Source organism: Streptomyces sp. NPDC044002, assembly GCF_056434525.1.
Window position 1 is genome coordinate 1 of the sequence record NZ_JBWKEZ010000114.1, and the last position, 14,371, is coordinate 14,371.

10 protein-coding genes and 1 pseudogene are annotated in these 14,371 nt (G+C 76.1%); 10 read left to right on the top strand and 1 reads right to left on the bottom strand.

Annotation, left to right across the window (positions count from 1 at the left end; all coding sequences use genetic code 11):
* Positions 1-345 precede the first annotated feature (345 nt).
* The 5 genes and pseudogenes from murJ (at position 346) to AC07A6_RS39970 (ending at position 6,586) form a co-directional block, all read left to right on the top strand.
* Complete coding sequence (murJ, locus tag AC07A6_RS39950; protein ID WP_478780374.1) at positions 346-2,208, top strand: murein biosynthesis integral membrane protein MurJ; 1,863 nt, start codon at positions 346-348, stop codon at positions 2,206-2,208.
* A complete protein-coding gene (locus AC07A6_RS39955) occupies positions 2,198-2,974 on the top strand; it encodes a polysaccharide deacetylase family protein (protein ID WP_478780375.1) in 777 nt (258 codons plus the stop codon). The genes murJ and AC07A6_RS39955 overlap by 11 nt, the downstream gene beginning before the upstream one ends.
* Before the next feature lie 50 nt (positions 2,975-3,024).
* Positions 3,025-4,152, top strand: a pseudogene (locus tag AC07A6_RS39960) (glycosyltransferase); the annotation flags it as partial.
* Between the two features lie 605 nt (positions 4,153-4,757).
* A complete protein-coding gene (locus AC07A6_RS39965) occupies positions 4,758-5,447 on the top strand; it encodes a YveK family protein (RefSeq protein ID WP_478780376.1) in 690 nt (229 codons plus the stop codon).
* On the top strand, positions 5,444-6,586 hold the full coding sequence (locus AC07A6_RS39970; protein ID WP_478780377.1) for a GNAT family N-acetyltransferase: 1,143 nt from the start codon (positions 5,444-5,446) through the stop codon (positions 6,584-6,586). The genes AC07A6_RS39965 and AC07A6_RS39970 overlap by 4 nt, the downstream gene beginning before the upstream one ends.
* Positions 6,587-6,606: 20 nt before the next feature.
* On the opposite strand, the gene AC07A6_RS39975 is transcribed toward AC07A6_RS39970, so the two are convergent.
* Positions 6,607-8,274 (bottom strand): glycoside hydrolase family 26 protein, encoded by a 1,668-nt coding sequence (locus AC07A6_RS39975; RefSeq protein ID WP_478780378.1) that lies wholly within the window; start codon positions 8,272-8,274, stop codon positions 6,607-6,609.
* Between the two features lie 150 nt (positions 8,275-8,424).
* Between AC07A6_RS39975 and AC07A6_RS39980 the strand changes: the two genes are divergently transcribed.
* The 5 genes from AC07A6_RS39980 to AC07A6_RS40000 all read left to right on the top strand — a co-directional run bounded on the left by AC07A6_RS39980 (position 8,425) and on the right by AC07A6_RS40000 (position 14,229).
* Positions 8,425-9,876 (top strand): carboxylate--amine ligase, encoded by a 1,452-nt coding sequence (locus tag AC07A6_RS39980; protein WP_478780379.1) that lies wholly within the window; start codon positions 8,425-8,427, stop codon positions 9,874-9,876.
* 279 nt (positions 9,877-10,155) lie between these two features.
* Entirely contained in the window at positions 10,156-11,445 is a 1,290-nt protein-coding gene (locus tag AC07A6_RS39985; RefSeq protein WP_478780380.1) for an NAD(P)-binding domain-containing protein, read from the top strand.
* Positions 11,446-11,468: 23 nt separating this feature from the next.
* Complete coding sequence (locus tag AC07A6_RS39990; protein ID WP_478780381.1) at positions 11,469-11,792, top strand: hypothetical protein; 324 nt, start codon at positions 11,469-11,471, stop codon at positions 11,790-11,792.
* A gap of 5 nt (positions 11,793-11,797) precedes the next feature.
* Complete coding sequence (locus tag AC07A6_RS39995) at positions 11,798-13,894, top strand: SpoIIE family protein phosphatase (protein ID WP_478780382.1); 2,097 nt, start codon at positions 11,798-11,800, stop codon at positions 13,892-13,894.
* A gap of 155 nt (positions 13,895-14,049) precedes the next feature.
* A complete protein-coding gene (locus AC07A6_RS40000) occupies positions 14,050-14,229 on the top strand; it encodes a hypothetical protein (protein WP_362471342.1) in 180 nt (59 codons plus the stop codon).
* The last annotated feature ends 142 nt before the right edge of the window (positions 14,230-14,371 follow it).

Here is a 14,371-nt window from a genome sequence, read left to right on the forward strand (position 1 = left end):
GCTGGAGTCGCTGCTTCGGGCGGAGGGGTAGATGGGGCCACGTGAACCCCCCCCCCTCGCTCCCCCCCCCCCCCTCCCCCCCACCCCCCCCCCCCCCCCCCCCCGGGCTCCGCGGGTACCGCCCCGGCCGGCCCCCCGGCCGGCCGCGGCCGCACCATCCCGGACCCGGCCCCCGGCCCGGGCGCGCCGGATCCCGGAACCCCGGCGGGTCCGCCCGCCGCGGCACCGGGATACGACGGCCCGGGCCGGGGCGGGACCCCGGCCGAGCAGGGCGCGGCGGACGGCCGCGGGCGCGCACCCGGCGCGCCGGACACGGGACGGGCAGGCGCGGGAGGTGGCCGGACGATGGCCGAGCCGTGGGGGTCGGACGTGCGGGACGCGGTACGCGAGGGAGCACGGGACGCGGTACGCGACGGGGTGCGGGACGCGGTGAGGGACGCGGTGAGGCAGGACGCGCGGCCCGGCTGCGCGGTCGCGGGCCGCCGCGGCACCCCCTCGGGCCCGGCCCCCGAGGTCCGGGGCCCGGTCCCGCCGGCCGGCGAGGCCGGAACCGGTGAGACCGGCGGCAGCGGGACCGCGCCGCTCGGCCGGTTCCTCGCCAAGGCCGCCGCCGTCACCGCCGGACTGACCGCGGCCGGGGCCGTGTTCGGACTCGTACGCGACCAGACCATCGCGCACCTCTTCGGCGCCGGGCACGACAGCGACGCCTTCCTCATCTCCTGGACCGTCCCCGAGATGGCCTCGACGCTCCTCATCGAGGACGCCATGGCCCTGCTGATGGTCCCCGCCTTCAGCCACGCCCTCGCCCGCCGCGCCGCCAGCCGCGCGGGCCTCACCCGCCGCGAGGCCCGCGCCGCGGACCCCGTACGCCTCCTCGTCGGCGCCACCCTGCCCCGGCTCGTCGTGTTCCTCGCCGCCGTGGCCTCCGTCCTCGTCGTCGCCGCACCGCTCGTCGTCGGCGTCCTCGCACCCGGCCTGCCCGACCCCGGACTCGCCGTCCAGTGCACCCGGATGACCGCCCTCACCGTCATCACCTTCGGCATCGCCGGGTACTTCAGCGCCGCCCTGCGCGCCCACCGCTCGTTCCTGCCGCCCGCCGCGATCTACGTCTCCTACAACGTCGGGATCATCGGCACCATGGTCGCCCTCCACACCCTGTGGGGGGTCCGGGCCGCCGCCGCCGGGGTCGCCGCCGGCGGGCTGCTGATGGTCCTCGTCCAGCTCCCCGCCTTCATCCGCAACGTCGGCTTCGCCCCCAGCCGCGCCAAGGGCGCCCCGCGCAGCCAGCGCGACCGCGACCGGCCCACCCTCATCGCCTTCGGGGTCATCGCCCCCGTCATCTTCTTCGCGGTCTTCCGGCAGTCGCAGGTACTCGTCGAACGCTTCCTCGCCGCCTCCCTCCCGCCCGGCGCCATCTCGCACCTCAACTACGCGCAGAAAGTCGCGCAGATGCCGATGGTGCTGTCCCTGATGATCTGCACCGTCACCTTCCCCGTCGTCGCCCAGGCCATGGCCGGCGGGGAGCGCGAGAAGGCCCGCCGGCGGGTGGAGCAGGACCTGGCGCTGGCCTCCCTCGCCGTCCTCATGGGCACCGCCCTCGTCATCGGCTACGCCCCGCAGATCATCCAGGTGCTCTTCGAACGCGGCGCCTTCACCCACCAGGACACCCTCGCCACCGCCTCCGCGATGCGGGTCTACGGCCTCGGCCTGCTCGGCCACTGCCTCGTCGGCGCGCTGTCCCGGCCCTTCTTCTCGACCTCCCGGCCCACCTGGTTCCCGGCGCTCGCGATGGCCGCCGGACTCCTCGTCAACATCGTCGCCGGAGCCCTCGCCGTCGGCTGGTGGGGCACCTACGGCATCGCCGCCGCCAACGCCGCCGGCATCTCCACCACCGCCGCCCTGCTCCTCACCGGCCTCGGCTCCCGCATCATCGCCATCCAGGTCCGCCGCGTCGCCGTCAGCATCGGCCGGCTCGCCGTCGCGGCCGCCGCCGCCTGCGGCACCGGCTGGCTCGCCGGCCCGATGATCGCCGACCCGCTCGTCAGCGCCGCCCTCGGCTGCCTGCTCGTCCCCGCCATGTTCGGAGCCACCGGGATGGCCATACGGGCGCTGGAGATCACCGCCCTGCCCGGCCAGATCGCCCAGCTCGGCTCCCACACCGCCCACCGGATCACCCAGCTCACCCAGAGGTTCCGCCATGTCCGCTGACACCGACACGGCCCCCGCCGCCGTGACGGGCCCCGCCCGCCGGAGCCCGGCCCCGTGGGTCCTGATGTACCACTCGGTCGCCGAGTTCACCGACCCCGCCGAGGACCCGTACGGGATCACCGTCACCCCGGCCGCCCTGGAGGCCCAGCTGCTGTGGCTGCGCGCCCGCGGGCTGCGCGGCGTCGGCGTCGGCGAACTGCTGCGGGCCCGCGCCGCCGGCCGCGCCCGCGGCCTCGTCGGCCTCACCTTCGACGACGGCTACACCGACTTCCTGACCCGCGCGCTGCCCCTGCTGCGCCGGCACGACTGCACGGCCACCCTGTTCGTGCTGCCCGGCCGGCTCGGCGTCGACAACGTCTGGGACCCGCTGGGCCCCCGCAAGCCCCTCCTCACCGCCGAGCAGATCCGCGAAGTCGCCGCCGCCGGACAGGAGATCGGCTCCCACGGGCTGCTCCACCAGGACCTCACGGCCGCCCCCGACGACGTCCTCCAGCAGGAGCTGCGCGGCAGCCGCGAGCTGATCCGCGAGCTGACCGGCACCCTCCCCGACGGCTTCTGCTACCCGTACGGGCACCTCGACGCCCGGGTCGTCGAAGCCGCCCGCGCCGCCGGCTACGACTACGCCTGCGCGATCTCCCCCGGCCGGCTCGCCGGCCGCCACGCCCTGCCCCGCACCCACGTCAGCCAGGCCGACGGACCCGCACGGCTGCGCGCCAAGCAGCTGCGGCACCAGGCGCGGGAGCTGCGCAGGGGCGTGCGGCGGTGAAGGACCTCGAAGGCGTGAAGGGCCCCAAGGGCGTGAAGGACCTCAAGGACGTGAAGGACCTCAAGGACGTCCGGGCCCTGCACGTCATCACCGGGCTGGGCGTCGGCGGCGCCGAGCAGCAACTGCGCCTGCTGCTGCGGTACATGCCGATGCCCTGCGACGTGCTGACGCTGACCAACCCCGGCCCCGTCGCCGAGGGCCTGCGCGCCGACGGGGTCCGGGTCGTGAACCTGGGCATGCGGGGCAACCGCGACCTCGGCGCCCTGCCGAAGCTGGTCCGGTTCATCCGGCGCGGCCGCTACGACCTCGTCCACACCCACCTCTACCGGGCCTGCGTCTACGGGCGCCTCGCGGCCCGGCTCGCCGGCGTCCCGGTCACCGTGGCCACCGAACACTCCCTCGGCGAGGGCGAGATCGAGGGCCGCCCGCTCACCGGCGGGGTGCGCGCCCTGTACCTGGCGAGCGAGCGGCTCGGCGCGGCCACCGTCGCCGTCTCCGCGACCGTCGCCGCCCGGCTGGAGGGGTGGGGCGTGCCCGCCGCCCGGGTGCACGTGGTCCCGAACGGGATCGAGGCCGCCCGCTTCCGCTTCGACGAGGGCGTACGCCGCGCCGCCCGGAGCCGGACCGGGCTGCCCGAACGCGCCTTCGTGGTGGGCGGGGTGGGGCGCCTGGTGCCGGGCAAGCGGTTCGACGTACTCGTCAGGGCCGTCGCGGCACTCCCCGGCGCGCACCTGCTGCTGGCCGGGGACGGCCCCGAACGGGCCGCGCTGCGGCTGCTCGCCGCCGAACTGGGCGCCCAGAGCCGGATCCACCTCCTCGGCGAGCGCGACCCGCTCGGTGACAGCCCCGACGGGCGCACCCCCGGGATCCCCGCCCTGCTGGCCGCCATGGACGTGTTCGTCTCCCCGTCGCGGGAGGAGGCGTTCGGGCTCGCCGTCGTCGAGGCGCTGGCCGCCGGGCTGCCCGTGCTGCACGTGACCTGCCCCGCCATCGACGACCTCCCCGCCGTGCAGGCCCCGGGGGCCCGGCGGATCGGCACCGGCACCGAGGAACTGGTCGCCGCGCTGCGCGGGCACATGGAGGCGGGCGCGCGCCGGCTACCGCCGCCCCCGGTGGTGCGCCGGTACGACATCACGCGCACCGCCGCGCAACTCCTGGACGTGTACGCCCTCGCGCTGGCCGCGCCGGCCGCGCCGGGGGAGGCCGCGGTGCCGGGGGCCGTGCCGGGGGCCGGCGGCGGTGCGGTGGCGGGGGCCGACCCGGCCGTGCCGGGGCCGGCGGCCGCGCCGACCCCCGGCCCGGCCACGGTGACCGGATCCGGCCCCGGCCCCGCCACGGCGGACGGCCTGGGTGCCGGCCCGAGCGGGTCCGGATCCGCCGTGCCGGTCCCTCACGCGGCGGACGGCCGGGGTGCCGGCCCGAGCGGGGCCGGTCCGGCCGGGCCCGGCCTCGGCGCGGAGGGCGGCCGGGACGCGGGCGCTCCGGCCGGGGGCGGGGCCTCCGGGCCGGGGCCGCTGCCCTCGGCGCGCCCGCAGGGGCCGGCACCCGCCGTGCCCGTCCCGGTGCCCGCGCCCGGAACCGTCGGCGGGCCGCGCGAGCGCGGGGCCGCGTCCGGCGCGGAACCCGCACCCCGGACTCCCCCAGCCCCCGCTGGGAGGTGCCCCCAGGCGGGGCCGGTCCTCGCCGAACCCGGCGGGGACGGCTGATCCCCCCTCGCTCCACCCCCGGCCAGGGGAACGGCCGGGACCGCACCAACCCCCCTCCACCCAGGAAGGCACCGCACATGGCCGACACCCCCGACCAGAAGAAGTCCGACCACCGCTCCGAGCGCAAGCGCCGGCTCCTGCCGCCGCCCGCCTGGTGGCCGCTGCCCGCCTGCGCCCTGCTCGGACTGGCCGCGGGCGGCGCGTACGGGGTGCTCAAGGCCCCCGAGTACGCCGCCACCAGCTACGTCGTGGCCGTACCGAACGAGACCACCGAGCCGGCCACCGCCCTCGGCTTCGCCCAGGCCTACGGGCGGATCGCCACCAGCAGCTCCACCCTCGCCTACGCGCAGCCCCGCGCCGGCATCAGCGCCCAGCGGCTGCGCACCCAGGTCCGCGCCGAGACCTCCCCCGACTCGCCGATGATCGCCATCACCGGTACCTCCAAGAGCCCCTCCGAGGCCGCCGACGTCGCCAACGCCGTCGCCGACGCCCTCTCGCTGAGCAGCAACCAGGCCGCGAAGAACACCGGCGTGCAGCTGCTCCTGTTCAACCAGGCCGTCGCGCCCAGCGACCCCGCCTCCCCGTCCGCCGCCATCAGCGGAGCCGTCGGCCTGTGCGCCGGCGGGCTCCTCGGCGGGCTGTGGCTGCTGGCCCGCCCGGCGCGCCGCAAGGAGCAGGGGGCGGGCCGTCCGGCGGTGGAGGAGTACGCCTCGCTGCCCGCCCAGGGCGAGCACACCGAGACCAAGGAGAAGGAGTCCGTGCGATGACGCGGGGCTCCGCCGGGGCCCTGACGGTGACGCTGTGCCGAGACCCCCGGCAGTTCGCCGCGCTGGAGGAGTCCTGGAACCGGCTCGTCCGGAACTGCCCCACCGCCACCCCCTTCCAGAGCCACGCCTGGCTGCACTCCTGGTGGCTGTCGTACGGGAAGGACGGCCGGCTCCGGGTCCTGCTCGTGCGGCGCGGCGAAGAGCTCGTCGGCGCGGCCGCGCTGATGCTCGTACACCGGCCGCTGCCGCGGCTGGTGCCGCTCGGCGGGCCGATCACCGACTACTTCGACGTGCTCGTCGCCGCCGAGTACGCCGGCCAGGTCGTCCCGGCCCTGGCCAACGGGCTGCACCGGGCCGCCCGCTCGGCCGTCGTCGACCTGCGCGAGGTCCGCCCCGGGGCCGCCGCGGAGGCGCTGTACGAGGCGTGGCCCGGGGTCGGCGCCAAGGCCGCCGACTCCACCTGCATGGAGCTGCCCGCGCTCCCCTTCGACCAGCTCGTCAAGCGGATGCCTGCCTCCGGCGCGCAGCGCGTGCGGGCCAAGCTGCGCAAGACCGACGCCGCCGGGATCGAGGAGCACGAGGTCACCGAGCGGGAGGTGCCGCAGGCCGTGCGCACCCTGCTGCGGCTCCACGAGAAGCAGTGGCGGGGGCGCGGGGTGACCCCCGAGCACCTGAGGCCGCGCTTCGCCGAACACCTGACCCGGGCCACCCGGCGGATGGTGCGGGCGGGGGAGGGCCGGCTCACCGAGTTCCGGCTGGACGGGAAGGTGGTGGCGGCCAACGTGACGCTGCTGTCGGCCGCGCTGAGCGGCGGCTACCTGTACGGGGCCGACCCGGACCTGCGCGAGCGGAAGGTGGACGTCGCGACGCTGCTGCTGCGCTACGAGGCGGGCCGGGCCCTGGAGGAGGGCCGCCCGGTGGTGAGCTTCCTGCGCGGCAACGAGCCGTACAAGAACCACTGGCGGCCCGAGACGGTGGTCAACCAGCGCCTGCTGCTGGCCACGCAGGCGCTCGCGCCCCTGCTGCGGCTGTACGAGTCGCAGATCACGGGGCGCGAGCGGGCGGTGGACGCGCTGCGCGAAGCGCTGCCGGCCGCCCGGGACTGGCGGGCGCGGCTGAACGAACTGCGGGTCCGATGACCCGTCCGGAGCGGACCCGTCTAGAACGGCCAGAAGCCGGAGTCCTTGCCCCAGTCGAAGCGGAAGCAGAGCGACTGGTGGCCGCCGAGGAGGCCGTTCAGCCACTCGCCGAAGTCGAGCGGGAGGCACCACTGCCTGCTGTCGTTGGGCTGGGGCTTCGGTTCGGGCTTGGGTTCGGGCTTCGGTTCGGGCCTGGGCGTGGTCGGCTGGGGCCGGGGTGCGAGGGGGCTCGGGGACAGCACCGGGGGTGCGGGCAGCGAGGCCTCGGGGGACGGCTCGGGGGCCGGTTCGGGCGGGAGCGGGGGCGGGACCGTGATGTCCGGCGACGGGGTGACGGGCACCGGTTCCGGGACGGCCGGCGGGGGCTCGACGGGAGCCGGCGCCGGGTCGACGGGTGCCGGGTCCACCGGAGCGGGCTCGGCCGGCGGCACGGAGGCCTCGGGCGTCGGGGTCTGCGGGGCGGGGACGTCGGGCTTGGGTGCCTCGGGCTTGGGCACGTCCGGCTTCGGGGCCTCGGGCTTGGGTGCCTCGGGCTTGGGGAGCTCGGGCTTGGGAGCGTCCGGCTTGGGCGCCTCCGGCTTGGGGACCTGCGGGGTCGGGAACTGCGGCGTCGGGACCTGGGGCGTCGGGAGGTCCGGCTTGGGGACCACCGGGGGCGTCGGGACCACGGGCGGCGTCGGCGTCGGGACCTGCGGGGCCGGTTCGGACGGCTTGTGCTCGCCCATCGCCTCGCGGAAGACCTTCGCCGACTGCGGGTTCTGCTTGCACCGCCAGACACCGTGCGGGCAGTAGTCGGTGATGGTGTGGTAGAGCGGCTTGTGCTGGTCGATCCACTTCAGCATCTGCCGGATGTACTCCGGATTGTCCCCGTTCCGGAACAGCCCCCACTCCGGGTACGAGATCTGCTTGCCGTGCGCTTTCGCGAAGTCGACGTGCTGCTGGAGCCCGTAGGGCTGGCGGACGTGCTCCTCGAAGGTCCGGCCCGGACCCTGGTCGTACGAATCCATGCCGATGACGTCGACCACGTCGTCACCCGGGTAGCACTTGGTCCAGCCGATCGCGTCCGTCCCCCGGTTGGGGGCGAAATCGAACTTGAACCGCTGCCCGGGGACGGAGCGCATCGCGACGACGATGCGCCTCCAGTACGCCTTCCAGTGCTCCGGGTCGGGACCGCAGCGGTGGGTGTACGTGGTGCCGTTCATCTCCCAGCCGAGCACGATCACGGTATCCGGGACGCCCAGCGCCACCAGCCGCTCGGCGAGCTTGCGGAAGTGCCGGTCGTACTGGCCCTCCGCGCCGGCCCGGATCAGCTGGACCACCTGCCAGTCGGGCACCCGGTCCTCGTTGCGGGCCTGCATCGGCACGTTGAGCACGAACATCCGGTCGTCCTGGGCCTTGCGCCACTCGGCCCAGTCCGCGAGGAAGTCCACGCCGCCCTCGATGCCCGGCCACTGGTCGCCGGGGAGATAGGTGTGCCCGACCCGGATCTCCCTGCCGCCGAGCCAGTGCGACAGGTAGGGGATGCGGGCGACCCCGGGCGGCCCGTAGCCGAGGTAGGCGCCCATGGCGGTGTCGGAGCCCCTGGGGGGCTCGTCGTCCGGGGCCGCGAGTGCGGCACCGGTGGCGAGCAGCCCGGCCGTGACCGTACCGACGCAGGTGCTCACCAGGCGGTGGCGTGGTCTGGGCATGGCGTCTCCCGAGCTTTCGCGAACCGGTGTGCTTGCAAAAGACGTTAGGCATCAGATCTGACGAATGGCCTGTCCGGTGGCCGCTGGGTAGGCCATTCGCAGGTGCGCATCCTCTCCGCTTGGTCCGACTAGGTGAAAGACACCGTTCCCATGAACGCGTTCGACGGCCATGTGCCCGCTGTTCTGCTCAGACTCGATCGGAATCCGTTCCACCACGGAACCCTCGGCGCCGTCAGATCCCTGGGGCGCAAGGGCGTGGAGGTCCATGCCGTCGTCGAAGCCGGGGGAGGTCCCGTGGGGCGTTCGCGCTATCTGCGCGCCGTGCACGCCGGTCCCGAGGGCGGATTGGACCCGGAGGCGCCCGAGGCGCTGCTGGAGTGCCTGGTCGGGGTGTCGGAGCGGATCGGGCGGCCGGCGGTGCTCGTGGCGATGGACGACATGAGCGCCATCGCCGTGTCCCGGGTCGCACCGATGCTGACGGACCGTTTCCGGATCCCCCATCAGCCCGACGACCTGCCCGCCCGGGTGGCGGACAAGGCGGAGCTGTCGCGGCTGTGCGCCCGCTGGGGCGTCCCGCACCCGGAGACCGTGATCCCGGCGAGCGGCGCCGAGGCGGCGCGGGCCGCGTGGCGGCTCGGGCTGCCGGTGGTGGCGAAGTGGAGCCGGCCCTGGCTGCTGCCGGCCGGGGCCGGGCTGCGCAGCACCACGCTCGTCAACACGGCCGCCGACGCACGCCGGTTGTACGAGCGCTCCGCCGAGGCCGGGAGCCGGCTGCTGCTCCAGCGGTTCCTGCCCGCGGGGCCGGACACCGACTGGTTCTTCCACGGGGCCTTCGCCCGCGACGGGCGGCCGCTGCTGGCCGGCTCGGGGCGCAAGGAGCTGTCCTGGCCGGTGCGGACCGGGCTGACGGCGGTGGGCCGCTGGCTGCCGGACCCGGCGGTGGAGGAGTCGGCGCTGCGGCTCGCCGAACGGCTCGGCTACCAGGGGATCCTGGACCTCGACTTCCGCCGGGACGAGTGCGGCACGTTCCGGCTGGTGGACTTCAACCCGCGGCCCGGCGCGCAGTTCCGGCTGTTCGCCGACGACTCGGGGCTGGACGTGGTCCAGGCCATGTACCTGGACCTGACGGGTCAGCGGGTGCCTTCGCCGGCGGGCGGGCCCGGGCGGGTCTTCGTCGCGGAGAACTACGCGCTGCTGGCCGCCGTACGGGGCCGCGCGCTGCCGCGCCGCGCCCCCGGCGTGCCCGCCGCGGCGGGGCCGGCGGGCGGCGCGTCCGGGGAGCGGGGCCGTGACGCGCGGCCCGGCCCGGTGCGGGTGCTGCCGCGCGGGGAGCGGGGGCGGGTGGAGGCGGCCTGGTTCGCCCTCGACGACCTGTGGCCGTTCCTGGCGATGCTGGGCGCGCTGCTGCGGCGCGGCTTCGGCAAGGGGGCCCGCGCCCTGCGGGGCGTCCCCGCGCAGGGGCGGCGTACGGTCCGCGCGGTGCGGGCGCCGCGCCAGCGCGGCGGCGAACGGTCCTGGCCGCGGTCCCAGCCCCCGGGACCGGCTGCGGGCCAGGCCCCGCCGGGGGCTTCGGCGGAGCCGGACGAGCTGGTGAGCCGGTGACGAGGTGACGAGGTGGGCCGGTGACGCGGTGGCTTCGTGATGCGGTGAGGCGGTGACGCGGCGACGCGGGGGACGTCGGGATGCGGGGGCGTCGGGAGCGGGGGCACCGGGATGCGGTGGCGCCGCGTCGCGGGCTTGAGGCGGGGGTGCGGTGACGCCGTGACATCTGACGCGGCGTCGTGTTCCGGCGCGGTTCGGTGGAGCGGCGGTGCGGCGGCGTGGTGCCGCCGCGGCGCTGCGGCGTGGTGACTCGGTGGCGATCTGGTGGAAGGAGTGGCCGTGAGGCGGACGGACGATCTCGTGGTGGTCGGCGCCGGGCCGTACGGGCTGTCGATCGCCGCGCACGCGGCGGCGGCCGGGCTCGGGGTACGGGTGCTGGGCCGGCCCATGGCGTCCTGGCGGGACCACATGCCCGAGGGCATGTACCTGAAGTCGGAGCCCTGGTCCTCGAACCTCTCCGCGCCCGGCGGGCGCTACACCCTGGCCGACTACTGCGCCACCCGGGGCCTGGCCGCCGAGCACGCCAGCCCTTTGCCCATCGCCACCTTCAGCGCGTACGGGCTCTGGTTCGCCCGGCACGCCGGCCTGCCCGAGGTGGAGGAGGCCACCGTCACCGAGGTGACCCCGCAGGGCGACGGCTTCCTCGTCCGCACCGCCGACGGTCCGCCGCTGCTCGCCCGCACGGTGGCCCTGGCCGTCGGGGTGATGCCCTTCACGCAGTACCCCGAGGTGCTGCGCGAGCTGCCCCCGGGCCACTACTCGCACAGCAGCGGCCACCGCGACCTGTCCCGCTTCGCCGGGCGCGAGGTGGCCGTCCTGGGCGCCGGGCAGGCCGCGCTGGAGACGGCCGCGCTGCTCGCGGAGGCGGGGGCCCGGCCGTGCCTGGTGGCCCGGCGGTCCCGGCTGAACTGGAACACCGTCCCGCAGCCGCTGGAACGCCCGCTGGCCCGGGCCCTGCGCGAGCCGCACAGCGGGCTCGGCACCGGCTGGCGCAGCTGGGTGTGGTCGGAGCTGCCGTGGGCGGTGCGGCGGCTGCCCGCGCCGACGCGCGAGCGGATCGCCGCCACGGCGCTGGGGCCCGCCGGGGCGTGGTGGCTGCGGGACCGCTTCGAGCGGCGGGTGCCCGCGCTGATGGGGCACCGGCTGACCCGGGCGGTGGCGGCGGGCGGCGGCCGTACCCGGCTCGGGCTGACCACGGCGGCCGGGGAGTCCGTCGTACTGGACACCGCGCACGTCATCGCGGCGACCGGGTTCGCCCCGCGGCTGGACCGGCTGGAGCTGCTCGACGCGCGGCTGCGGGCCGCGCTGGCCACGGTGGGCGGCAGCGGCACGCCGGAGCTGAGCGCGGGCTTCGAGTCCTCCTGGCCGGGGCTGTTCTTCGCGGGACTGCTGACGGCTCCCTCATTCGGACCTTCCATGCGATTCGTGCACGGTGCGGGGTTCACGGCGGGGAGACTGGTGAAGGGAGTCCGCAAGCGCCTCGGCGCCCGGGGTCCGCTGCCGGGCTCCTCCGGCGCGTCCCGGCCGGTCCGGGCCGCCGCCGGGCGACCGGAGACGTATCTACGCTGAGATCCACCTGAGAGGGGTCCGCGATGGGCGCGGAGCGAGCACAGGGCGGCCGTGGCTGGGTGCGCATCCCCGCCAGCCGCGGGGAGCAGCCCACGGCCCGGGCGGCGGGCCAGCCGCCCCGGGGCGCGGCCGGGGCCTCGTACGGGGCATCGCACGGGGCGTCGTACGCGGCGCCGCACGGAGCGTCGTACGGGTGGCGGGCCGCCGGTCATTTCGGGGCCGGCGACCAGCCCTCGATCTACCTCTCCCTCGTCAAGCGGTGGCGAGAGGCCGGGCGCACCCTTCCGGGGCATCCTGACGAGGAGTGGGAGCGGCTCATCTCCCAGCCGTGCTGGCCAGGCCGTTAGGTGGTGTGTCTCTCGTGGCAGCGGCGGAGCGCGACGAACCGGAACGCGGCACTCCAGGGCTGGTGACGGGCCCGGGGGAGCGGCTCGCGCTCAACGGCATGGGCAGCTTCGAATGGGACCTGGACGCGGGCACCCTCAGCCTGGACGAGGCCGGCCTGGCCGTCTTCGACCTGGAGCCGGCCGAGTTCGACCACACCCCCGAGGCCCTCGGCGTGCGGATCCCGCCCGACGACGCGGCCCGGCTCTCGGACACCGTGACCGCGGTGCTGGAGGCCGGCGGGTCCACCTACGGCTCGTACTTCACCGTGCGCCGGCGCGACGGCCGCGACCAGTGGACCCACACCACCGGCCGGGTGCTGCGCGACGACGACGGCCGGCCCCTGCGGATCGCCGGGATCGTCCGGGACGCCACCGCCGAGCTCGCCCACGCGACGGTCCTGCGGAGACTGGAGAGCGCCCGCGTCCAGCAGGCCGCCATCGTGCAGCGCACCACCGAGGCCCTGTCGCGGGCGGTGACCGTCGACGACGTGACGGCCGCCCTGACCGGCGCCGGCGCGCTGGAACGGCTCGGCGCGGACGGGCTGGCGCTGGGCCTCGTCGAGAACGGCACCATCAAGATCATCGCGCTGAGCGGGGAGACCCTGGAGATCCTCAGCGAGCGCAAGTTCACCCGCCTGGACGGATCGCTGCCGCTCTCCCAGGCCATCCTCAGCCGGCAGGCACGTTTCGTCACCTCGCTCACCGAACTCGCCGGCGAGTTCCCCCTGCTCGCCGACTACCTGCGCCGCATCCACTACGACGCGGCCGCCTACCTCCCCCTGATCGCCCAGGCCAAGGCCATCGGCGGACTCGTGCTCTTCTACCGGCGGCGCACCGAGTTCAGCCCCGAGGAACGCAACCTGTGCCTGGGCCTCGCCGGCATCGTCGCCCAGTCCCTCCAGCGGGCGCTCCTCTTCGACCAGGAACGCGAGTTCGCCACCGGCCTCCAGGCCGCCATGCTGCCCCGCCGCATCCCCGACATCACCGGCGGGGAGATCGCCGTCCGCTACCACTCCGCATGGAGCGGGCGCGAGGTCGGCGGCGACTGGTACGACGTCATCGCCCTGCCCCGCGACCGCGTCGGCATCGTCGTCGGCGACGTACAGGGCCACGACACCCACGCCGCCGCCATCATGGGCCAGCTGCGCATCGCCCTGCGCGCCTACGCGGGCGAGGGCCACCCGCCCTCCACCGTCCTCGCGCGCGCCTCCCGCTTCCTCGCCGAACTCGACACCGAACGCTTCGCCACCTGCATGTACGCACAGGTCGACCTGGAGACCGGAGGCGTACGGGCCGTCCGCGCCGGCCACCTCGGCCCGCTGATCCGCCACACGGACGGCCGAACCGGCTGGCCCAACGTCCGCGGCGGCCTCCCCCTCGGCCTGGCCTCCGTCTTCGAACACGAGGACTTCCCCGAGACCCGCCTCGACCTGGTCCCCGGCGAAACGCTCGTCCTGTGCACCGACGGGCTCGTCGAGGAACCCGGCACCACCATCACCACCGGCATGGACTCCCTCGCCCACGCCGTCCGCAGCGGCCCCCAGGGCGCCGGCGCCCTCGCCGACCACCTCCTGGACCGGCTCTGGGAACGCTGGGGCTCCGGCGACGACGTGGCCCTGCTCGTCCTGCGCCGCGCCCCGGACCCCGGCACCCACCGGGCGCCGCGCATCCACCAGTACGTCCACCAGGCCGACCCCGAGGGCCTGTCCGAGGCCCGCTACGCCCTGCGGCAGGCCCTGCGCGACTGGGGCATGGCCGAACTCGCCGACGACGTCGAGCTCGCCGCGGGGGAGCTGCTGGTCAACGCCCTGCTGCACACCGACGGCGGGGCGGTGCTGACCATGGAGGTGCTGCCCGAGCCGGTGCGGCGGATCCGGCTGTGGGTCAAGGACCGCTCCAGCGTGTGGCCGCGCCGGCGCACCCCGGGCGAGGCGGCCACCACGGGGCGCGGGCTGCTGCTGGTGGACGCCCTGGCCACGCACTGGGGGGTGGAGTCCCGGGGCGACGGGAAGGCCGTCTGGTGCGAGTTCGACGCCGGGGGCACCCCGCGCGGCTCGGGGTGACCGGGGGAGCCGGGTGACCGGGGGCGCCGCCGCGTGACCGCCCCGTCACTTCGGGTGGCGGGATGCGGGGGGCGGGGTGATGATGCCGCCATGGAACGGATGCTGGTTCTGCGGGACGTGCCGGTCTTCCAGGGCGCCCCGCTGCCGATGGGGGTATGGTGCGCCGCCTGACCAGGGGCGCGGTCACGGGGATCGTGGCGACGCTGGCGGTACTGCTGCTGGCGGCCGGGGGCCAGGCGGTCGTCGACTGGACGACGGGGCGTCCGCACACGGACCCCGGATGCCAGACGGTCGCGTTCATGTCGATGACGGGCGTCGCGCCCGAGTGCCGGTAGCGGCGGCTACCGCACCCGGGGGGGGGGGGGGGGGCCCCCCCCCCCCCCCCTCCCACCCCCCCGGGACCGTGTTCCTTTGTGAGCAGGGTTCTTTCTTCGGGGGGGCAGGCGGCGCAAAAAAGGGGATCTTTCGGGTCCTCAA

Bases quoted from the DNA above. Each gene is read 5' to 3' on its own strand.
- murJ (WP_478780374.1), top strand. From the start codon at position 346: ATGGCCGAGCCGTGGGGGTCGGACGTGCGGGACGCGGTACGCGAGGGA.
- AC07A6_RS39955 (WP_478780375.1), top strand. From the start codon at position 2,198: ATGTCCGCTGACACCGACACGGCCCCCGCCGCCGTGACGGGCCCCGCC.
- AC07A6_RS39965 (WP_478780376.1), top strand. From the start codon at position 4,758: ATGGCCGACACCCCCGACCAGAAGAAGTCCGACCACCGCTCCGAGCGC.
- AC07A6_RS39970 (WP_478780377.1), top strand. From the start codon at position 5,444: ATGACGCGGGGCTCCGCCGGGGCCCTGACGGTGACGCTGTGCCGAGAC.
- AC07A6_RS39975 (WP_478780378.1), bottom strand. From the start codon at position 8,274: ATGCCCAGACCACGCCACCGCCTGGTGAGCACCTGCGTCGGTACGGTC.
- AC07A6_RS39980 (WP_478780379.1), top strand. From the start codon at position 8,425: ATGAACGCGTTCGACGGCCATGTGCCCGCTGTTCTGCTCAGACTCGAT.
- AC07A6_RS39990 (WP_478780381.1), top strand. From the start codon at position 11,469: ATGGGCGCGGAGCGAGCACAGGGCGGCCGTGGCTGGGTGCGCATCCCC.
- AC07A6_RS40000 (WP_362471342.1), top strand. From the start codon at position 14,050: ATGGTGCGCCGCCTGACCAGGGGCGCGGTCACGGGGATCGTGGCGACG.